Source organism: Variovorax sp. Soil_C_19, from assembly GCF_057657255.1.
In genome coordinates, this window is record NZ_JBDGIV010000001.1 from 315,240 (window position 1) to 335,409 (window position 20,170).

The following is a 20,170-nucleotide window of genomic DNA, read 5'->3' on the forward strand; positions in this document are numbered from 1 at the left end:
TGTCTACTTACGAAAGATCCACCAGACCGAACCTGCAACGAGAATCAGGCTGCCGCCGAGTGCCGAGAAGAGTTCCATGCCTTGCTTTCCGAGATGGAGGTGGCAAGCTGGATCGCCCTCGAGCCCGGCTCGCGATTCAACGCGGCGACCGGATGGGAGGCGCTGCACTGCGCAACGACGTCGCGCGCACAGCCTTCACATTGACCACACTGGGTGGCGACGCCCAACTCGAATTGGACTTCGTCGAAAGTCATGCCGGCACGCACATGACGTGCGATTTCACGGTCGGAGACTCGGCGGCAGACGCAAACGATCATGGCTGTGAAAGCGGCAGTTGGCTGGCTGATGAGGTAGCCTGATTATAAATAAGAATCCGTCGCATTTGCAATAACTATGGTGTGACTGGGCGTACGAGGGGTCGCAAAGCCCAAAAAGTACGCGTCACACCTCTGACCAGAGTCGCAGCAAGTTGTGATAGTGGCCGGTGAGCGCCACCGTCTCCTCGCATTCCCCGAGTCGGACGCGCAGCTTGCTGATGGTCTGATCGAGTTCGAACAGCATGCTGCGCTGCTGGTCGCTGCGCACCAGGCTCTGCAGCCAGAAAAACGAACAGATGCGTGCGCCGCTTGTCACGGGATGTACGCGGTGCAGGCTGCTCGACGGATAAAGTATCAGGTCGCCCGCGGGCAGCTTCACTTCATGCGAACCATAGGTGTCGAGCACCTCGAGTTCACCGCCTTCGTATTCGTCGGGTTCACACAGGAAGAGGGTGCACGAGAGGTCCGTGCGCAGCTGTTGCGCCCCGTCGGGCATGGCCCGCACCGCGCCGTCGACGTGCAGGCCGTAGTGTTCGCCGCCTTCGTAGCTATTGAACAGCGGCGGTACGAAGCGCAGCGGCAGCGCGGCCGAGAAGAACAGCGCGTTGCGGGCCAAGGCGGCGAGCACCACCTTCCCGAGTTCGCGCCCAACGGGCGACTGCGTCGGCAATTGGCGATTGCGCTTGACCTGCGCGCCCTGGTCGCCGACCGTTTCGCGCCCGTCGGTCCAGTCGGCCGCCGCCAGTGCGGTGCGCATGTCGCGGACCTGGACCGGGCTCAGCACATTGGGAACATGCAGCATCATGTTTCGATAACTCCGCAATGGAAAAGCCCCGGCTCGGGCCAGGGCTTCGGTTTCGCACTGCGCCAGACGCGCAGCACGCCCCAGCGATCAGAAGGCGAAGTTCGCCGTGACCTTGTAGGTGCGCGGTGCGCCCGGGGTGTAGCGGTAGCCGCTCTTGTTGATGGACGCCACGTATTCCTTGTCGAACAGGTTGTACACGTTGAACTGGAGGTCGACGTTCTTGTTGATCCGGTACGAGGCCATCGCGTCGAACACCCAGTACGCGTCGACATAGGCCGGCGTGCCGACGGCGCCATCCTTGCCGCGCAGCAGCTTGCCGTTGTAGCGCGCGCCGCCGCCGACGGTCAGGCCGAACGGGAGCTGGTAGGTCGACCAAAGGGTGAACGCATTCTTCGGGGTGTAGGCAAGGGCGGTGGAGCCGTCTGCCAGCACCGACGGGCCGCTCAGTACCTTGGTGTCCATCGTGGTGAAGCCCGAGGTGACGCCCCAGTTGTCGGTGATGGCGCCCGAGACGCCCAGCTCGATGCCTTGCACGCGCTTCTTGCCAGTCTGGTTGTACTCGCTGGTCACGGTGTCTTGGACCACTTCGTTGCTCACGTCGGTCCGGTACACGGCGGCGGTCAAGGCCAGGCGCTTGTTGAGCACCTCCCATTTGGTGCCAAGTTCGTAGGTCTTGGCCTTCTGCGGCAGGAAGTCGGTGCGCCCTGCGCTGCGACCGGTGCCGCCGGCAGCCAGTTGGAAGTTGGCACCGCCTGGGGGCTGGGCGGCCGTGCCGTAGGCGGCGTAGATGCTGCTGTTGGTGGTCGGCTTGTAGACCAGGCCGAGCTTGCCCGAGACGAGGTTGTCCGAGAGCTTCAGGTTGTTCGGGGTGAGCACGCCGCTCTTGGCATTCAGGGTCGTCGCATCGTAGCGGGTGGAGTAATGGTCATAGCGCAGGCCGCCGGTGAGCATCCACTGTTCGTTGAACTTCACCGTGTCGAAGACGTAAGCGCCGATGGTGGTGGTCTCGCCCGAGGCGGTGGTGCCGTTGCGGACGCGGTTGTAGCCGAACACGTTTGGATTCGGTGCATACAGGCTGGCGGCCGTGAACTCGCCGCTGTTGGCAATGCCCGGCACATCGAACACGCGCGCATTGCGGCTGTAGTAGCCGTTCGAATCCTGCTTTTCCCGAATCAGTTCCAGACCTGCATTGAGGCTGTGGCCGACGCTGCCGGTGTCGAACTTGGCGCTCACGTTCGTCTGGTTCGTGAAGATCGTGTTCTCCTGGTCCTTGTTGGTCGGCAGGGTACGCGCCAGGGTCCAGCCGAGCGGCAGCAGCGCGTTGGGCGTCACAAGGTTGGCCGTGTTGCTCATGAACGCATTGAGCATGTAGTCTTGCTGCGTCTTGGCGAAGCGCGTGGTGTTGCGGATCGTGACGTCCGGTGTCAGGTCGTGCTCGACGCGCGCCGTGAACATGTCGGTGCTCACGTTGTCGAAATCCGAGCTGGTGCCGTAGAAGTTGCGCGAATCGACGCGCTGCGCGGTGTTCAGGTAGCCCCGCTTCGGGTCCGGCGACGAGTAGCCGGGCAGGCCGATGGTGGGCACGCCGCCGTCCGGCACGTTGTCTTGCTTGACGTGCAGCAGGTCGAAGTAGAAGCGCGTCGGGCTGTTCAGGCCGAGGGCGAGCGACGGCGCAATGCCCGTGCGCTTGTTCCTTACGTAATCGCGTCCGGGAACGCCAGCGTCTGCCATCACGGCGTTCAGGCGGAATGCCGCGCCAATGCCGTTCTCGCCGCTGAGCGACTTGTTCCAGTCGACGCTGCCGCGCTTGAAGTCGGCGCTGCCGAATGCGACGGAGCCCGTGAAGCTGTTTTCCAACGTGGGCCTCTTGGTCACGAGATTGATGTAGCCGGTGGGCGACGTGCGGCCGACGTCGGTGCCTGCGGGACCCTTGACCACTTCGAGCTGCTCGATGTTGAAGGTGTCGCGCGACACCGAGCCGAGGTCGCGAATGCCGTCGACGAAGATGGCGCTCGAACTGTCGAAACCACGCATGAAGACGGCGTCACCGGTGGTCGTGTTGCCGTTCTCGCCGAGGAAGAACGTCCCGACGCCGGGGCTGTTACGCAGTGCTTCGGTGAGCGTGGTCGCGCCTTGTTCGCGGATGACCTGTTCCTTGATGACCTGCACGGTCTGGGGGGTGCTCACCAGCGGCGCCGTGAACTTGGTGTTGGCCGAGGCGTCCGTCTTGTAATCGACCACCGACGAGTCTTGCACCCGGATTTCCGGAAGGGTGGACTGCGCGAACGCGCCGGGGGCCGCGATAGCGATCAGGGTTGCGGCGGCAGCGCCTGAAAAATGAGGGACGGCGCGGGCAATGGCGCGCTTGCGGGCTTTGATGTAGGCCATGAAATGTTTCTCCAAAGGTGGCGGCGAGGACTCGACTGGCTGTGTCCTCGCAACGACTTTCTTTGGGAGAAACGGGCAGACTGGCTGGGTGAGTCGGTCTATTTCTGTAGACCGATAAGAATGATAGGCATTCGTAGTTGATTGAAGCGGACAGGCATTTGATTGGATGTACAACTTCGTGCAAATTGTCGCCGGAAGACAACAAATGTCGCCAAAACTAGTAAAAATCGCGGCGATAGCGACCAGAAGCGGTGAGTTCGTAAACGACTTTGTCGCCGGCAATCTGCCGCAGTGCGGCGTCCACCCCGGCCGACATGCCCTGCAGGCTGCCGCACACGTAGATGGCTGCGCCCGAGTGGAGCCATTGCATGAGGGATTCGGCAGAACGCAGGAGTTGGTGCTGTACGTAGCGGCGCTCTTCATGGTCGCGCGAGAACACCATATCAACGCGCTGCAGCACGCCGCTGGTCTGCCAAGCTTGAATTTCCTCGCGGTAGAAAAAGTCATGCGCCGCCTGGCGCTCGCCGAACACCAGCCAGTGGCCATGGTTGCCCGTTGCCGCGCATGCGCGCAGGTGCGCCCGCAAGCCCGCCAGCCCGGTGCCATTGCCGATGAGAATCAGCGGGCGCATTTCGTTGCCTTCGAGCCGAAACCCGCGGTGCGGTCGAAGCCGAAGCGCCACCGTGTTACCGATTGCGAGGGTGGACGTGAGCAATCCAGAGGCCGCACCGAGCGTGCCGTCGGGATGTGGTGCCTGGCGCACCAGCAACTGCAGCTCGCCATCGTCGGGCAGGGACGCGATCGAATAGTCCCTCGGGCGTAAAGGATCGCCGGCAACGCGGATCTGCGCCAGGTCACCGGACAACCATGTCGGCATCGGGCCCGCCTGCGGCACCAAGCCCAGGTGGAACACGGGTGCGCCGGCGCTGCCGGGGTTGAGCAGCACGCGCGACACGATGCGCCAGGGCGAGAAGGCCTCGTTGGTGCCGTACGCCTGGGCAGGTGCAGCCTTTGCGCCCCAGCGCGCGTGCCATGACGCCAGCGCGTCGGGATCGCTGTTGTCGACTTCAATGCGCTCGAACTCGCGCACGGCACCGGCTGCACTCAGCCATTCGTCGAGCGCGCGGCCGAAACCGCAGAACGCCGCGTACTGCTGGTCGCCCAAGGCCAGCACGGCGTAGCGCAGCCTCGCCAGGATGGGCGGTGATGGCATGACCCTCTCGGCGAACACGCTCGCGCCATCCGGCGCGTCGCCCTCGCCGTAGGTGCTGGCAACGAAGAGCGCGCGTCGCGCACTGGCCAACGTTGCCGCATCGAGCGCATTCAATTCCATGACGCGACTGGGCATTCCCGACGCGCTCAATTGCCGCGCCGTCTGCCACGCGATCGCTTCGGCCTGTCCGGTCTGGCTGGCGAACAGAACGAGCACCGGCGGCGCCGCCGCGTCGTGGGTATCGCCAGGGTTGCCGGCGTGGCCCGAGAGTTCGGCCGCATCCCGCGCGACGGCGATCCGCTGGCGTCGCTCGCGCAGGTAGATCGATGCGCACAGGGCCGTGTAGGCGGCCACGGTGGCCACCGCACCCAGCGCTCGCCAAACCATCTCGCTCATGCGCGCATGGCTTCGTTGGCGTTGATTGGGGCTGGCCAGGTGCGCGTGGCGTGCACAACGGGCTCCGCCGCCGCGTCGGCATGCCGGACGAACAGCGCGGCGATGCAGTGCCGTTCCGCAAAAACGAAGCCGTCGTCTGGGCCCAGCACCGAGAGCACGGTGGCCAGCGCATCGGCCTGCACGCATTGCGCGTGCAGCACCGTGACGCTGGCGAGCGCATGCGCCGCCGGCTCGCCGGTGCGCGGGTCGATGGTGTGGGACCAGTGGCGAGCGCCGGCCGTGCGTCTGTGCCAGCGGTCGCCCGAGGTGGCGATCGCCATGTCGGCGAGTGCAATGGTGCGCGCGGCATGCGCCTGCCCGTCATCGACGCGCACGCGCCATGGCTGGCCGCCCGGGCGTCGCCCGACGCAGCGCAACTCGCCGCCAACCTCGAACAGCAGGTCGGCCAGGCCGAGTGCACACAGCGCTTCCACGCCATGGTCCACGGCGAACCCCTTGGCGATGCCCGACAGGTCGAGCTCCGCGCCACCCGGCTGCAGCAGCGCGCCTAGCGCGGGATCGAACGCCAGGCGTTTCCACCCGGTGCGTGCACGGGCTTCGGCCAGCGCTCGAGGATCGGGCACGGCCGCGGTGCTGCAGCCGGCGCGCGCGGCCGGACCGAACCCCCAGCAGGCGACCAGGGGCCCTACGCTCGGATCGAGCGCCCCTTCGCTCGCGTCGGCCCAATGCAACGCGCAGCCCATCACCCGCGCAAATTCGCGCGGCAGCATGTGGGTCGATCCGGCGGGAGCGCGGTTGAACCGGCTGACGTCCGAATCCGGCGTCCAATGGCTCATCTGGGCGACCACACGGTCCAGCGATGCCTGGACGGCATCGCAAACGTCCCGCAGCGGCAGCATGCGCGGGTTGTCGAAGCGCAGCGACCAAGTGGTCCCCATCGTCTCCCCGGCGAGCTGCTGCAGCGTCGCAGGGTCTGCGGCGCGCGGGGTGGCCGCGTTGGCATAGCCGCCTGCGCGCCAGGTGCTAAACGAAATGCCCAAGGCGGCAGGCCCGGTCAGGGCATCACTTCGAGCGTGGCCGCGTAGCTCAGGCGGCGCTGCTTGGCCTGCGGCACTGTGGCCTTGTCGTCCCTGATGCTGGCATCGAGCCAGTACATGCCGGCGCTCGGCCAGGTGACGCTGAACTGGCCCTTGTCGTCCGTCTTGAGCTTGTGCTCTTCGAGCTTGTCGCGGTACTGCGTATTGCCTGCCGTCAGCGTCACCTCGATGTCCTTGGCCGGCTGGCCGTCCAGGTGGAGCGTGAAGGTCGACTTCTCGCCCTTGACGAGGTCCGTGGGGCTGCCCGAGGCGATCAGCTCCAGCCCCTGGCCGGTGAGCTGCAGCGGTGAAGGCTTGCCGACCGTCACGAAGGTTTCGATGCGACCCGACGACTGCGTGATGGCGAGCTCCTGTGCGTCTGCCGGAATCGCCTTGCCGATGGTCTCGGCCGTGCCGCGCGCGCGCTTGGGCTGGCCCGTGGCCTTGTCCTTCCAGTTCGCGAACAGGCCTGCATTGACGACGGCGATGCGGTAGGTGCCCGGTGCCGAGACCGGCACGTCGAACACATTGCGCAGCTTGAGCTTGGCTTCGTTCTCGGCCTTCACCATGCTGCCGTCGGGCGCGGTGATCTGCAGGCCCTCCAGGCGCAGCGGCGCATGGTTCGCCACGAAGAGGTCGTTGGACACCGCGGCATCCACGGTCACGGTGTCGGCCTTGGAAAACACGGTGGAAGAGGGCAGCAGCCAGGCGTTGTGTGCCTGGGACAGCGAGGCCGCAGACAGGGCGATGGCGATAGCGGTGGTGCGCAGCATGAAGCGGGTCATGGAAAATCCTTGAAGGAGCGAGCGATGAATGAACGAGGCCGAGGCCGGGCTGGGGGATCAGGGCTTGAGCTGCAGCTTGATCTCGCCCAGTTCTTCCTTGCCGCTGCCCGCGGCTTCGGTGGCAGCCGACGGCGGCCACTGGAACGGCAGACTCACCACCTCGCGCCCGCCCACTTCGCGCGCGGCTTCCACCACGAACTTGTAGGCGCCCGGCGCCAGCTTGGGCATGGCGCCGGAGCCTTCGCTCAAGTTCAGTGCATGTTTTCCCGCGGGCTTGGTGGCGCCCGAGACGCCGTCGACCGGCATCGCGAGTTCGCGGCCGCCGCGGCGCCACCACTGGCGCAGGTCCTTGAGCCATTTGGTGCCCTCGCCTTCGGGGTTGTTGGTCTTGGTCCGAACGTCGTACCAGACCGCCAGCGTGCCGGCCATGGAACTGTCGGCCCGTTCGATCCACGCGGCGACGTAGGGGCGGTGGTACTCCGAGACGTTCAGTCGCGGAATCTCGATGGTGGCGGAGAGGCCGGCGGCAAGGGCCGGGGCCGCGAACAGCGCCGACGCGGCGATGGGGGCAAGGGAGTGGCGAAGGTGCACGGAAAACCTCTTTCGTGAATCGATGAAGCGCAGGCAGATCAATGGATGAACAGCAGCGCGAGCAGCACGGGTACGACCAGGCCCATTCCGACCATGGGCCAGGTGAAGGGGCGGTTGCCCGCGTGCATCTTGAGAATGAACAGGCCGGTGATCGAGAAGACCAGCGTCGCGGCCGCGAAGATGTCGATGAACCAGCCCCAGGCGGTGCCGGTGTTGCGACCCTTGTGCAGGTCGTTCAGGTAGGAAATCCAGCCGCGATCGGTGCGCTCGTATTCGATCCCGCCATCCGCCAGGCTCAACCGCAGCCATGCGTCGCCGCCGGGGCGGGGGAGCGAGAGGTAGATTTCGTCTTCGGACCATTCGGCGTCGGGGCCGGCGGTGGCAATGCCCCATTGCGCCTTCACCCAGGCCTGCAAAGCCGGCGGAACGGGTGCGCGCCCGTTCCGGGCCTTGGCGTCAGGCAGTTGACGCTCTAGCTGCGTGCGCAGCGCCTCGTCGATGGTGCCGCTCCGGGTGGTGATGGCCGGCTTGGCTTCGATCTGTCCGGCGTGGTTGAGCGTGAAGCCGGTGATGCTGAACAGAATCATGCCGACCAGGCAGATCGCCGAACTCACCCAGTGCCATTCGTGCAAGGTCTTGAGCCAGTAGGCGCGGCGGCGGGTGTCGGGGCGGGCAGCATTCATCGAAGGCGCGGATTGTAGGGCGCAAATGAGAATGACTGTTATTCGCGTTAAAGAAGGCTAGGTAAAGCAACGAAAAACACAACGAAAAACGGGACCGAAGTCCCGTTTTGGATGAAAAGCAATGTGCTTGGTCGATCAGCTGAGCTCGCCCATCTGCGACTGCAGGTAGTTCTGCAGCCCGACCTTGCCGATCAGTTCGATCTGGGTTTCGAGGAAGTCGATGTGTTCCTCGGTGTCGTCGAGGATTTCCTGCAGCAGGTCGCGCGAGATGTAGTCGCGCACGCTTTCGCAGTAGGCGATGCCGTCCTTGATGGTGGCCTGTGCGCCGGTTTCGGCGCCGAGGTCGCAGCCCAGGATCTCGGGCACGTCCTCGCCGACGTTCAGCTTGGCGAGGTCCTGCAGGTTCGGCAGGCCGTCGAGCATGAAGATGCGGTCCATCAGCTTGTCGGCGTGCTTCATCTCGCCGATCGACTCTTCGTATTCCTTCTTGGCCAGCTTGTCGAGGCCCCAGTGCTTGAGCATGCGGTAGTGCAGAAAGTACTGGTTGATCGCGGTCAGCTCGTTCTTGAGCTGCGCCTGCAGATGCTCGATGACCTTGGGGTCGCCCTTCATGATTTCTTCCTTGTGTTTATTCTGGAAGCCCCGATTGTCAGAGGGGCGGGTAAGCACTTGCAAGCAATCCCATACGCCACTGGTCTGCATGCGTGTGAGGGTGATACACGTTCGTATTCGATCCTCGGCGCGGCCATCGAGAACATAGCAAGCGCCAATACTTTTAATAGATAGTGACTATTGAAAGATATGGATTGGTAGTTATACTCATGGCTCGCAGTTACTTTTGTCCACCCGCAGCATCCAAGGAATCACCATGTCCCTGATCAACACCCAAGTCCAACCCTTCAAGACCCAGGCCTACCTCAACGGCAAGTTCATCGATGTGTCCGACGAGACGCTCAAGGGCAAGTGGTCCGTGCTGATCTTCATGCCGGCGGCCTTCACCTTCAACTGCCCGACCGAAGTCGAAGACGCGGCCGACAACTACCCTGAGTTCCAGAAGCTGGGCGCCGAGGTCTACATCGTGACCACCGACACCCATTTCTCGCACAAGGTCTGGCATGACACGTCGCCGGCCGTGGGCAAGGCCAAGTTCCCCCTGGTTGGCGACCCGACCCACGCGCTGACCAACGCTTTCGGTGTGCACATCCCCGAAGAAGGCCTGGCACTGCGCGGCACTTTCGTGATCAACCCCGACGGCATCATCAAGACCGCCGAAGTGCACTCGAACGAAATCGCCCGCGACGTGAAGGAAACGCTGCGCAAGCTGAAGGCAGCCGTCTACACGGCCGCCCACCCGAACGAAGTCTGCCCGGCCAAGTGGAACGAAGGCGATAAGACCATCGCACCGTCGTTCGACCTCGTCGGCAAGATCTAAGGCGTACCGCGCGCAAGCCCGGGCGCTCACGAGGCCCCGGGCTTTCTTGTCCCTTGGTTGATAGTTTCCAGTTATCGAAAGAGAGTTCCTCATGCTCGACACCGCCACCAAAGCCCAATTGAAGAGTTACCTCGAACGCGCCTCGCAGCCGATCGAGATCGTCGCCTCGCTCGACGACAGCAAGGCCTCGGGCGAGATGCTGTCGTTGCTGAAGGACGTCGCCGAATCCTCGCCGCTCGTCAAGCTGACCGAAAGCCGCGACGACAGCCACCGCAAGCCCTCGTTCTCGATCAACCGGCCGAGCGAGAACCACGGCCCGCGCTTCGCCGGTCTGCCGATGGGCCACGAATTCACGTCGCTGATCCTTGCCTTGCTGCAGATCGGTGGCTACCCGCCCAAGGTCGAGCAAGCCGTGCTCGACCAGATCAAGGCGCTCGATGGCGACTTCGAGTTCGAGATCTACGTCTCGCTCACCTGCCACAACTGCCCCGACGTGGTCCAGGCGCTGAACCTGATGGCGGTGCAGAACCCGCGCATCCGCACCACGATGATCGAAGGCGGGACCTTCCAGGACGAGGTCAAGGAACGCCAGATCATGGCCGTGCCGACCGTGTTCCTGAACGGCACCGAGTTCGGCCAGGGCCGCATGAGCCTGGAAGAAATCCTCGCCAAGATCGACACCAGCGGCGTCGAGCGCGAAGCCAAGAAGATCGCCGCCAAGGACCCGTTCGACGTACTCATCGTCGGCGGCGGCCCCGCTGGTGCCGCAGCCGCCGTGTACGCGGCGCGCAAGGGCATCCGCACCGGTGTGGCATCGGAGCGCTTCGGCGGCCAGGTGCTCGATACGCTCGGCATCGAGAACTTCATCTCGATCAAGGAAACCGAAGGCCCCAAGTTCGCCCACGCGCTCGAGGAGCATGTGCGCGACTACGACGTCGACATCATGAATCTGCAGCGTGCCAAGGCGCTGGTGCCCGGCAATGACCTGATCGAAGTGCAGCTTGAAAGCGGCGCTTCGCTCAAGAGCAAGTCCATCATCATCTCGACCGGCGCGCGCTGGCGCAACATCAACGTGCCCGGCGAGCACGAGTTCAAGAACAAGGGCGTGGCGTACTGCCCCCACTGCGACGGCCCGCTGTTCAAGGGCAAGCGCGTCGCGGTCATCGGCGGCGGCAACTCCGGCGTCGAAGCGGCGATCGACCTGGCCGGCATCGTGGGCCATGTCACTCTGATCGAGTTCGACACGGCACTGCGCGCCGACGCGGTGCTGCAACGCAAGCTCCACAGCCTGAAGAACGTCGACGTGTTCACCAATGCGCAGACCACCGAGATCACCGGCGACCAGAAGGTCAACGGCCTGGTCTACAAGGACCGCGCATCGGGCGAACTGAAGAAGGTCGAGCTCGAAGGCGTGTTCATCCAGATCGGCCTCGTGCCCAACACCGATTGGCTCAAGGGCGTGGTCGAGCTCACGAAGCACGGCGAGATCGTCGTGGATGCGCGCGGTCAGACCTCGGTGCCGGGCGTGTTCGCGGCAGGCGACGTGACCACGGTGCCGTTCAAGCAGATCATCATCGCGGCCGGCGACGGCGCGAAGGCGGCGCTGGGGGCCTTCGACCACCTGATCCGCACGTCGGCGCCGGCCTGAGCCGGCCGCCTCGGCGGCTCAGTACGTCAGCCGCTCGGGCTTGAGTTCCTGCAGGATGGTGGTGGCGATTTCCTCGATCGACTTGGTCGTGGTCGAGAGCCACCGGATGCCCGCGCGGCGCATCATGGCCTCGGCTTCGCTCACCTCGTGGCGGCAGTTCTCGAGGCTGGCGTAGCGCGAGTCGGGCCGGCGCTCGTTGCGGATCTGGCTCAGCCGCTCGGGCTGGATGGTGAGGCCGAAGATCTTCTTGCGGTGGGGCATCAGCGCGGGCGGCAATTGGCGGCGCTCGAAGTCCTCGGGGATCAGCGGGTAGTTGGCCGCCTTCAGGCCGTGCTGCATGGCCAGGTAGAGCGAGGTCGGCGTCTTGCCGCTGCGGCTCACGCCGACCAGGATCACGTCGGCGCCTTGGAGGTCGCGGTTGCTCTGGCCGTCGTCGTGGGCCAGGCTGAAATCGATGGCCGCGATGCGGGCGTCGTATTCCTTGCTCTTGCTGACGTCGCTGAAGCGGCCGATGCGGTGGTTCGACTTCATGGCCAGCTCGATCTCGAGCGGGCGCACGAAGGTGCCGAACATGTCGAGCAGCATGCCCTTGCAGCCGGTTTCGATCACCTCCAGCACTTCCATGTTCGCCAGCGTCGTGAAGACGATCGGGCGCACGCCCTCGAGTTCGGCCGTGTGGTTGATCTGCCGCACCGCCTGGTGCGCCTTGTCGACGGTGTCGGTGAAGGGCAGGCGCACATGGCGCGGCTTCATCTCGAACTGCGCCAGCACGGCGTTGCCGAAGGTCTCGGCGGTGATGCCCGTGCCGTCCGAAATGAAGAAAACTGTGCGTGTGGTCATGTCTTGCGGCCTTGTCCTGCGGCGCGGGCCATCCCGCCCCCCCTACAATCCGGCCCATTATCGGGAATCCGCCTGCCCGTTCAGAATTCTTCTTCTCCATGCACGCCGCGACCGCACCCAGAGCAACGAGAACGATCGTGCCGCGCCGCCTGCATGCCGCACCGGTTTCAACTTCTGGAGCTTTCCCATGTCTGCACTTTTCGACGCGACCGCCCTGGTCGTACCGTTTGAAAACCTGAGGATGACCGACGTCGAGTCGGTCGGCGGCAAGAACGCCAGCCTCGGCGAGATGATTTCGCAGCTGCCGCAGGGCGTGCGGGTGCCCACGGGCTTTGCGACCACGGCGCATGCCTTCCGCCAGTTCCTGGCACACGACGGGCTGGCCGACAAGATCAGCAAGAAGCTCGCTGCACTCGACACCGAGGACGTCCGCGCGCTGGCCACCGCCGGCGCCGAGATCCGCGCCATGGTCGAAGCGCAACCTTTCCCGGCCGACCTTCAAAAGGCGATCGCCGAGGCCTTTGCGAAGCTCAGCGAAGGCAACCCTTCAGCCTCGTTCGCGGTGCGCTCGTCCGCCACGGCTGAAGACCTGCCCGATGCCTCGTTCGCAGGCCAGCAGGAGACTTTCCTCAACGTGGTCGGCATCGAGGACGTGCTGCACAAGATGAAGGAAGTCTTCGCCTCGCTCTACAACGACCGCGCCATCAGCTACCGCGTCCACAAGGGCTTCGCGCACGACGTGGTGGCGCTGTCGGCGGGCGTGCAGCGCATGGTGCGCTCCGACCTCGGCGCGGCCGGTGTGATGTTCACCATCGACACCGAGTCGGGCTTCGAAGACGTGGTGTTCATCACCTCGAGCTACGGCCTGGGCGAAACCGTGGTGCAGGGCGCCGTCAACCCCGACGAGTTCTACGTCCACAAGCCCACGCTGCGCGCGGGCAAGCGCGCGGTGATCCGCCGCAACCTCGGCTCCAAGCTGATCCAGATGGAGTTCGCCACGCCCGAGGAGAAGAAGGCCACCGGCAAGCTCGTGAAGACCACCGACGTCAAGGCCGAGCAGCGCAACCGCTACTCGCTGACCGACGAAGACGTCGAGCAGCTCGCCAGATACGCGCTCGTCATCGAGGAGCACTATGGCCGGCCGATGGACATCGAGTGGGGCAAGGACGGCACCGACGGCCAGCTCTACATCCTGCAGGCGCGTCCCGAGACCGTGAAGAGCCAGCAGCAGGGCAAGGCCGAGCAGCGCTACAAGCTGCTGGGCAAGGGCGCGGTGCTCGCCGAAGGCCGCGCGATCGGCCAGAAGATCGGCACCGGCCCGGTGCGCCTGGTGCACAGCATCAGCGAGATGGACAAGGTGCAGGCCGGCGACGTGCTCGTGACCGACATGACCGATCCCAACTGGGAGCCGGTGATGAAGCGCGCCGCCGCCATCGTGACCAACCGCGGCGGGCGCACCTGCCATGCGGCCATCATCGCGCGCGAGCTCGGCATTCCCGCCGTCGTGGGCTGCGGCGATGCCACCGACCTGCTGAAGGAGGGCACGCTGGTGACGGTGAGCTGCGCCGAGGGCGACACCGGCTTCATCTACGACGGCCTGCTCGAGACCGAGGTTACCGAGGTGCAGCGCGGCGTGATGCCCGAGATCGACATCAAGCTCATGATGAACGTCGGCAATCCGCAGCTCGCGTTCGACTTCGCGCAGCTGCCGAACCACGGCGTCGGCCTCGCGCGACTCGAGTTCATCATCAACAACAACATCGGCGTCCACCCGAAGGCGATCCTCGACTATCCCAACGTCGACAACGACCTGAAGAAGGCCGTCGAGTCGGTGGCCCGGGGCCATGCCTCGCCGCGCGCCTTCTACGTCGACAAGGTGGCCGAGGGCATCGCGACCATCGCGGCCGCGTTCTGGCCCAAGCAGGTGATCGTGCGCCTGTCGGACTTCAAGTCGAACGAATACCGCAAGCTGATCGGCGGCAGCCGCTACGAGCCCGAGGAAGAGAACCCGATGCTCGGCTTCCGCGGTGCCGCGCGCTACCTGAGCAAGGACTTCGGCGAAGCCTTCGCGATGGAGTGCGAGGCGCTCAAGCGCGTGCGCAACGACATGGGGCTGGTCAACGTGCAGATCATGGTGCCGTTCGTGCGCACGCTCGGCCAGGCCGAACGCGTCACCAACCTGCTGGCCGAGCACGGCCTGAAGCGCGGCGAGAACGAGCTCAAGCTGATCATGATGTGCGAGGTGCCGAGCAACGCGGTGCTGCCGGAGGAGTTCCTGAAGTTCTTCGACGGCTTCTCCATCGGCTCGAACGACCTGACCCAGCTCACGCTCGGCCTCGACCGCGACTCGGGTCTCGAGCTGCTGGCGGCCGACTTCGACGAGCGCGACCCGGCCGTCAAGGCGTTGCTGAGCCGCGTCATCAAGGCCTGCCAGGCCGAAGGCAAGTACGTCGGCATCTGCGGCCAGGGCCCCAGCGACCATCCCGACTTCGCGCTCTGGCTGGCGGAGCAGGGCATCCAGTCGATCTCGCTCAATCCCGACAGCGTGATCGACACCTGGCAGCTGCTCGCCAAGCGCTGAGGCTTCGGATGGCGGAAATCCCCATGCGGGGATTCCCGCGGCTGGCGCGTATTTTTGAAACCAAATGCGTATTTGGTGACAAACTTGAAGGAGAACGGGCGTATCCCGGATGGGGAAGACCACATGATTCTTGTCAAGACTCCGGCTGGCCAGCAGGCCTTCAAGGACCGATCGGTGGCGCTGTCGCCGCGCCAGCGCTCGGCCTTCATCCTGTTCGACGGCAAGCGCTCGATCGAGGAGGTGCTGGCCGGCGGCATGGGCATTGCGCGCGAAGACGTCGACCAGATGGTCCTGCTCGGTTTGCTCGAGGCGCCCGGCGGCCATGGCGAAAGCAGCAGTGCGCCGCTGGCCGAGGCGGCGGCATCTGCTGCAGCGGCTGCCGCCCCCGCTCCGGGTCCGGCAGCGCCGGGCCGCAGCAGGCAGCAGCGCTACAAGGACGCCTACCCGATCGCCACCCAGCTCACCGGCGGCCTCGGGCTCAGGGGTTTCCGGCTCAACCTCCAGGTCGAGGGCACCACGAGCTACGAGGACCTGCTCGCGTTGGCGCCCAAGATCCGCGCCGCAGTCGGGCCTGACAAGGCCGCTGCGCTCGACCAAGCCCTCAACGACTGATCCAGCCGCGTCGACTTGCCGTAGTGCTCGCTACAGGGCTATAATCGCCGGCTTTGCCTTGCCACACTGCGCCCGACGCTGCAGGTGGCTTTTTCTCTTCCCCGGAAGAACCCACAAGGAGTGCCATGCGTCACTATGAAATCATTTTGCTGATCCACCCGGATCAGAGCGAACAAGTTCCGGCCATGCTGGAGCGTTACAAGGGCCTGATCACGGCCGGCGGCGGCAAGGTCCACCGCGTTGAAGACTGGGGCCGCCGTCAGCTGGCCTACCAGATCAACAAGCTCAACAAGGCGCACTACCTGTGCGTCAACATCGAAGCTGAACAAACCGTGATGGGCGAGCTCGAGCATGCGTTCAAGTTCAACGACGCCGTGCTGCGCCACCTGACCGTCCAGAAGAAGAAGGCCGACACCGGTCCTTCGTCGATGATGAAGACGGTCGAGCGCGAAGAAGCCCGCAAGGCTCAGCAGGCCGAATACGCCGCCAACAACAACAGCTGATGGCGTGACCGCTGCCGCTGCTGCGGCGACCGGGCTCAACCAGCTGCTGCTGACCGCCTCTGTCGCCGAACTCGGAGCCTTGCGATACACGCCCGCCGGCCTTCCCGCCATCGACCTGAAGCTCGAGCACGAATCGACGCTCCAGGAGGCAGGAAAAGCCAGGCAGGTGAAAACGGCCCTCAAGGCCGTGGCCTTCGGCGCTGTCGCCGAACGGCTCGCAAGTCAGTCGATGGGGAGCCTCTGGCGTTTTCAGGGCTTTCTCGCGACACCGGGCAACGGCAAGTATCCGGTCCTGCACATCCAGGATTTTCAGCAAAATTAATTTTCGAAAAGAGGTCCCGAAATGGCCACGTTCAAGAAATTCAACAAAGACAAGCGCCCGAAGCGCAACACCCAGTCGCTGCTGTTCAAGCGCAAGCGCTTCTGCCGCTTCACGGTCGCTGGCGTCGAAGAGATCGACTACAAGGACATCGACACGCTGCGTGACTTCATCAGCGAAAACGGCAAGATCATTCCCGCCCGCCTGACTGGCACGCGCGCGATCTACCAGCGCCAGCTCAACACCGCGATCAAGCGCGCACGCTTCCTCGCGATGGTGCCGTACAGCGACCAGCACCGCGTCTAAGGAGCCCGCACCATGCAAATCATTCTTCTGGACAAGGTCCTGAACGTCGGCGGTCTCGGCGACATCGTCAAGGTCAAGGACGGCTACGCCCGCAACTTCCTGATCCCGACGGGCCGCGCCCGCCGCGCTACCGCTGCCAACAAGGCCGAATTCGAAGCCAAGCGCGTCGAACTCGAAAAGGCTGCGGCTGCCAAGCTGGCCGAGTCGCAAGCCCAGGGCGAGAAGCTCGGCGGCACGACCGTCAAGCTGACCCAAAAGGCCGGTGTCGACGGCCGCCTGTTCGGCTCGGTCACCAACGGCGACATCGCCGAAGAGCTCGGCAAGCAAGGCTACAAGGTCGCGAAGTCGCAAGTGCGCCTGCCCAACGGCCCAATCAAGACGGTCGGCGACACCACGGTGAGCGTTTCGCTGCACACCGACGTGGTGGTCGACATCAACGTCACGGTCTACGGCGAAACCGCCTGATCGTTTCCGCGGCGCCTGGTGCGCTGCCCGCAAAAGCCGCCCTCGGGCGGCTTTTGTATTTCTGCGCACCGGTTTTCCAGTTCGGTGCACCGAAAGATCACCGTTTATTCACAACCTTGTCCACACACGCGATCGCGTGCGCGGCTTAGCATGCAGGGTTGCAAGGGAAGTCCATGTCCGCCGTTTTCTCCTATGCCGACAATGACCCGTCGGCCGACCGCCAAGTTGCCAAGCTCCGGATTCCGCCTCATTCGATCGAGGCCGAGTCGAGCGTGCTCGGCGGCCTGCTGCTCGACAACGGGGCCTGGGACCGCATGGGCGACCTGCTGGTGGACGGCGATTTCTATCGCCACGAGCACAAGTTGATCTACGCCGCCATCGGCGGCCTGATCAACGCGAGCAAGCCGGCCGACGTCATCACCGTCTACGAGCAGCTGCAGGGCCTCGGCAAGGCCGAGGAGATCGGCGGGCTGGTCTACCTGAACTCGCTCGCGCAGTACGTGCCGAGCGCGAGCAACATCCGCCGCTATGCGGAGATCGTGCGCGAGCGCTCGATCCTGCGCAAGCTGGTGTCGGCGAGCGACGAGATCGCGACCAATGCGTTCAACACGCAGGGCAAGTCGGTCGACAAGATCCTCGACGAGGCCGAGCAGAAGATCTTCAACATCGGCGAAGAAGGCACGCGGATGAAGCAGGGCTTCCAGAGCATGGATGCCCTGGTGGTCGAACTGCTCGACCGCGTGACCGAGATGGCCGAGAACCCGAACGACATCACGGGCGTGCGCACCGGCTTCTACGAGTTCGACAAGATGACCTCGGGCCTGCAGCCGGGCGACATGATCGTGCTGGCCGCACGGCCCTCGATGGGCAAGACCTCGCTGGCCATCAACATTGCAGAGCATGTCGCGCTCAACGAAGGCCTGCCGGTGGCGGTCTTCTCGATGGAAATGGGCGCTTCGCAGCTCGCGGTGCGTATCGTCGGCTCGATCGGGCGCATCGACCAGGGCCATCTGCGCACCGGCAAGCTCAGCGACGAGGAATGGCCGCGCCTGACCGAGGCGATCGAGAAGCTGCGCAACGTGTCGCTGCACATCGACGAGACGCCGGGCCTCACGACCAGTGAGCTGCGCGCCAACGCGCGCCGCCTGGCACGCCAGTACGGGCGGCTCGGCCTGATCGTGGTCGACTACCTCCAGCTCATGAGCGTGTCGAGCAGCATGAGCGACGAGAACCGCGCCACCGCCGTGGGCGAAATCTCGCGCGGCCTCAAGATGCTCGCCAAGGAGCTCAAGTGCCCGGTGATTGCGCTGTCGCAGTTGAGCCGTGGTGTCGAGAGCCGCACCGACAAGCGCCCGATGATGAGCGACCTGCGCGAATCCGGCGCCATCGAGCAGGACGCGGACATCATCATGTTCATCTACCGCGACGACTACTACGACAAGAACAGCAAGGAGCCGGGCGTTGCCGAGGTGATCATCAGCAAGCACCGCAACGGCCCCACCGGCACCGTCAAGCTCGCGTTCCTCAAGCCGCTCACCAAGTTCGAGAACCTCGCGAGCTACGGCGGCAGCGACGACTACTGACGATGGGTTGCCGGGCGGGCATCAGGCCTGCAGCGGCGGCCGGTTCTCCTCGGCGTGCCGTGCCTTGAGTTGGCGCAGCATGTCGGCCAGCGTCTTGCCCGGCTCGTCGCGGAAGCGCTCGGGCAGCGCGTCGAGGCCGTCCATGCGGTCGAGGCGGAAAGCGCGGAAGTCGGCACGCAGCTCGCACCAGGTCGAGAGCGTCCAGACCTTCCCCCAATAGAAACAACCGAGCGGGCGCACCGTGCGTTCGCTCGCATCGCCCGACACGTCGCGGTAGCGCAGATGCAGCTTCTGCCGCGCCGCCACCGCCTCGCGCAGCACCTGCAGCCGGGCGCGCATTGCATCGTCCAGCCCCATTCCGGGCGCGTAGAGCGCGAGTGCTTCTGCGCCGACCCGCGCGGCCGGCGGCAGCACCGAGAGGATCTTGCCGAGCCCGGTTTCGATGTTGCGCGCCAGCGCCGGATCGACCCAGCTCTGCGCGACGCGCGCCGCTGCCACGAGCGCCGAGGCTTCCTCCTGCGTGAACATCAGCGGCGGCAGTTCGAAGCCCGCGCCCAGCCGGTAGCCCACACCCGCTTCGCCCTCGATCGGCACACCCTGGTGCTGCAGGTCGGCCACGTCGCGATAGACGGTGCGCTCCGACACCTCGAGGCGCTGGGCCAGGAAAGCGGCCGTGGTGAGCCGGCGGCCGCGGATGAGCTGGACGAGCTGGAACAGGCGGTCGGCGCGGCGCATCGATGTCAGTCGGCAAAAGGGCAGGGCAGGGTCATGCAACCCCGATGTGAATGGCCACCGCATCCGGCCCGTCGTAGGCCTCGAAATCACTGCGGTAGCGGCGCACGATCTCCGGGTGCGCCTCGAAATAGTCCCAGACGCGCTGCCACGCATCGATCACCAGCCGCGGCATCTCGCCGCGCGCAGTGAAGACGAGGTAGTCGCCGGCCTCGATGGCCACGCTGCTGCCCACGCCCTCGGCCACCGACGCGCCTGCGGTCACGTCGAACGCGCCGTGGGCATCCGATTCGTAGCCCGAGTAGACGCCGAACAGGCGCTTGTCGGCATTGCGGTGCGGTGTCGAGGCATAGATCTCCTGGTCGAAGAACCGAGTCCAGAGCGCCGCGAGGCGGCCGCTCGACGGGTCGCTTTCGTCGCCGTTCGTGGTGCGGACCGTGAGGCCCGCCACATGGAACGCCGCTTGGGGTTGACGGACAGGTTCCATGCTTCAGGCGAGCGCGTGCAGCCCGACCTCGTTGCCTTCGGTGTCGCGCAGGTGGGCGATGAAGCCGAGGCCCTTGGGCAGTTCGGTCTTGGGCACGGTCACTTCGCCGCCCGCCGCTGCGATGCGCCCGAGCACGGTGTCGATGCTCGGGTTGCAGTCGAGATAGATCCGGATGCCGCTGCTCGGTGCGGCGCTGCCGCTGGTGCTGGGTTGCAGGCAACCGCCGGTCGCAGGCTCGTCGTGGGGAAACATGGCCAGCGCTTCGGCACCGAACGTCTCGCGGCGCAATGCGCGGCCGAGCACGGTTTCGTAGAAGCGCTGGGCCCGGTCCAGGTCGGCGACCGGGATCTCGAACCAGGTGATGGCGTTTTGCATGAAAGACTCTCTTTCGTTTCTGTGGAAGGGAGC

The 20,170-nt window shown here is 65.0% G+C and carries 22 protein-coding genes; 9 read left to right on the top strand and 13 right to left on the bottom strand.

The window, feature by feature from the left end; genetic code table 11:
* Positions 1-44: 44 nt before the first annotated feature.
* The 9 genes from AC3A6R_RS01550 to bfr form a co-directional block, all read right to left on the bottom strand.
* Positions 45-317 (bottom strand): (2Fe-2S)-binding protein, encoded by a 273-nt coding sequence (locus tag AC3A6R_RS01550; protein ID WP_487859961.1) that lies wholly within the window; start codon positions 315-317, stop codon positions 45-47.
* A gap of 124 nt (positions 318-441) precedes the next feature.
* Positions 442-1,122: a Fe2+-dependent dioxygenase gene (locus AC3A6R_RS01555; protein WP_487863566.1), complete on the bottom strand. Its 681-nt coding sequence runs from the start codon at positions 1,120-1,122 to the stop codon at positions 442-444.
* An 87-nt stretch (positions 1,123-1,209) separates the two neighbouring features.
* Positions 1,210-3,510, bottom strand: coding sequence for a catecholate siderophore receptor Fiu (locus AC3A6R_RS01560; protein ID WP_487863567.1), 2,301 nt, complete (start codon positions 3,508-3,510; stop codon positions 1,210-1,212).
* A 217-nt stretch (positions 3,511-3,727) separates the two neighbouring features.
* Entirely contained in the window at positions 3,728-5,119 is a 1,392-nt protein-coding gene (locus AC3A6R_RS01565; RefSeq protein WP_487863568.1) for a sulfite reductase subunit alpha, read from the bottom strand.
* On the bottom strand, positions 5,116-6,159 hold the full coding sequence (locus tag AC3A6R_RS01570; RefSeq protein ID WP_487863569.1) for an FAD:protein FMN transferase: 1,044 nt from the start codon (positions 6,157-6,159) through the stop codon (positions 5,116-5,118). Before AC3A6R_RS01570 ends, AC3A6R_RS01565 begins: the two co-directional genes overlap by 4 nt.
* A 14-nt stretch (positions 6,160-6,173) precedes the next feature.
* Entirely contained in the window at positions 6,174-6,980 is an 807-nt protein-coding gene (locus AC3A6R_RS01575; protein ID WP_487863570.1) for a DUF4198 domain-containing protein, read from the bottom strand.
* A gap of 57 nt (positions 6,981-7,037) precedes the next feature.
* On the bottom strand, positions 7,038-7,571 hold the full coding sequence (locus AC3A6R_RS01580; RefSeq protein ID WP_487859967.1) for a DUF2271 domain-containing protein: 534 nt from the start codon (positions 7,569-7,571) through the stop codon (positions 7,038-7,040).
* A 38-nt stretch (positions 7,572-7,609) separates the two neighbouring features.
* The gene (locus AC3A6R_RS01585; protein ID WP_487863571.1) at positions 7,610-8,254 is read right to left on the bottom strand and encodes a PepSY-associated TM helix domain-containing protein; all 645 of its coding nucleotides are present in this window, start codon (positions 8,252-8,254) and stop codon (positions 7,610-7,612) included.
* A 135-nt stretch (positions 8,255-8,389) separates the two neighbouring features.
* On the bottom strand, positions 8,390-8,866 hold the full coding sequence (gene bfr, locus AC3A6R_RS01590; protein ID WP_487863572.1) for a bacterioferritin: 477 nt from the start codon (positions 8,864-8,866) through the stop codon (positions 8,390-8,392).
* Positions 8,867-9,122: 256 nt separating this feature from the next.
* On the opposite strand from bfr, the gene ahpC reads away from it, so the two are divergent.
* Complete coding sequence (gene ahpC, locus AC3A6R_RS01595) at positions 9,123-9,686, top strand: alkyl hydroperoxide reductase subunit C (protein WP_487863573.1); 564 nt, start codon at positions 9,123-9,125, stop codon at positions 9,684-9,686.
* A gap of 91 nt (positions 9,687-9,777) precedes the next feature.
* Positions 9,778-11,334: an alkyl hydroperoxide reductase subunit F gene (ahpF, locus tag AC3A6R_RS01600; protein WP_487863574.1), complete on the top strand. Its 1,557-nt coding sequence runs from the start codon at positions 9,778-9,780 to the stop codon at positions 11,332-11,334.
* A gap of 18 nt (positions 11,335-11,352) precedes the next feature.
* Here the strand turns inward: ahpF and ppsR are convergent, their stop codons facing one another.
* Positions 11,353-12,174, bottom strand: a complete 822-nt coding sequence (gene ppsR / locus AC3A6R_RS01605) for a posphoenolpyruvate synthetase regulatory kinase/phosphorylase PpsR (RefSeq protein WP_487859972.1) — start codon at positions 12,172-12,174, stop codon at positions 11,353-11,355.
* A gap of 187 nt (positions 12,175-12,361) precedes the next feature.
* On the opposite strand from ppsR, the gene ppsA reads away from it, so the two are divergent.
* The 7 genes from ppsA (at position 12,362) to dnaB (ending at position 18,543) form a co-directional block, all read left to right on the top strand.
* Positions 12,362-14,755 (top strand): phosphoenolpyruvate synthase, encoded by a 2,394-nt coding sequence (gene ppsA / locus AC3A6R_RS01610; protein ID WP_487863575.1) that lies wholly within the window; start codon positions 12,362-12,364, stop codon positions 14,753-14,755.
* Positions 14,756-14,878: 123 nt separating this feature from the next.
* Complete coding sequence (locus AC3A6R_RS01615; protein WP_487863576.1) at positions 14,879-15,367, top strand: hypothetical protein; 489 nt, start codon at positions 14,879-14,881, stop codon at positions 15,365-15,367.
* A 125-nt stretch (positions 15,368-15,492) separates the two neighbouring features.
* Positions 15,493-15,870, top strand: coding sequence for a 30S ribosomal protein S6 (rpsF, locus tag AC3A6R_RS01620; protein WP_487859975.1), 378 nt, complete (start codon positions 15,493-15,495; stop codon positions 15,868-15,870).
* 4 nt (positions 15,871-15,874) lie between these two features.
* The gene (gene priB, locus AC3A6R_RS01625; RefSeq protein ID WP_487859976.1) at positions 15,875-16,192 is read left to right on the top strand and encodes a primosomal replication protein N; all 318 of its coding nucleotides are present in this window, start codon (positions 15,875-15,877) and stop codon (positions 16,190-16,192) included.
* 21 nt (positions 16,193-16,213) lie between these two features.
* On the top strand, positions 16,214-16,495 hold the full coding sequence (gene rpsR, locus AC3A6R_RS01630) for a 30S ribosomal protein S18 (protein ID WP_007830781.1): 282 nt from the start codon (positions 16,214-16,216) through the stop codon (positions 16,493-16,495).
* Positions 16,496-16,507: 12 nt separating this feature from the next.
* The gene (gene rplI, locus AC3A6R_RS01635) at positions 16,508-16,960 is read left to right on the top strand and encodes a 50S ribosomal protein L9 (RefSeq protein WP_487859977.1); all 453 of its coding nucleotides are present in this window, start codon (positions 16,508-16,510) and stop codon (positions 16,958-16,960) included.
* Between the two features lie 173 nt (positions 16,961-17,133).
* On the top strand, positions 17,134-18,543 hold the full coding sequence (gene dnaB, locus AC3A6R_RS01640; protein WP_487859978.1) for a replicative DNA helicase: 1,410 nt from the start codon (positions 17,134-17,136) through the stop codon (positions 18,541-18,543).
* A 21-nt stretch (positions 18,544-18,564) separates the two neighbouring features.
* On the opposite strand, the gene AC3A6R_RS01645 is transcribed toward dnaB, so the two are convergent.
* The 3 genes from AC3A6R_RS01645 to AC3A6R_RS01655 are packed head-to-tail and all read right to left on the bottom strand — an operon-like array spanning position 18,565 to position 20,137.
* Positions 18,565-19,278: a helix-turn-helix transcriptional regulator gene (locus tag AC3A6R_RS01645; RefSeq protein WP_487859979.1), complete on the bottom strand. Its 714-nt coding sequence runs from the start codon at positions 19,276-19,278 to the stop codon at positions 18,565-18,567.
* 31 nt (positions 19,279-19,309) lie between these two features.
* Entirely contained in the window at positions 19,310-19,762 is a 453-nt protein-coding gene (locus tag AC3A6R_RS01650; protein ID WP_487863577.1) for a GyrI-like domain-containing protein, read from the bottom strand.
* A 3-nt stretch (positions 19,763-19,765) separates the two neighbouring features.
* Entirely contained in the window at positions 19,766-20,137 is a 372-nt protein-coding gene (locus tag AC3A6R_RS01655; RefSeq protein WP_487863578.1) for a VOC family protein, read from the bottom strand.
* Positions 20,138-20,170 lie beyond the last annotated feature (33 nt).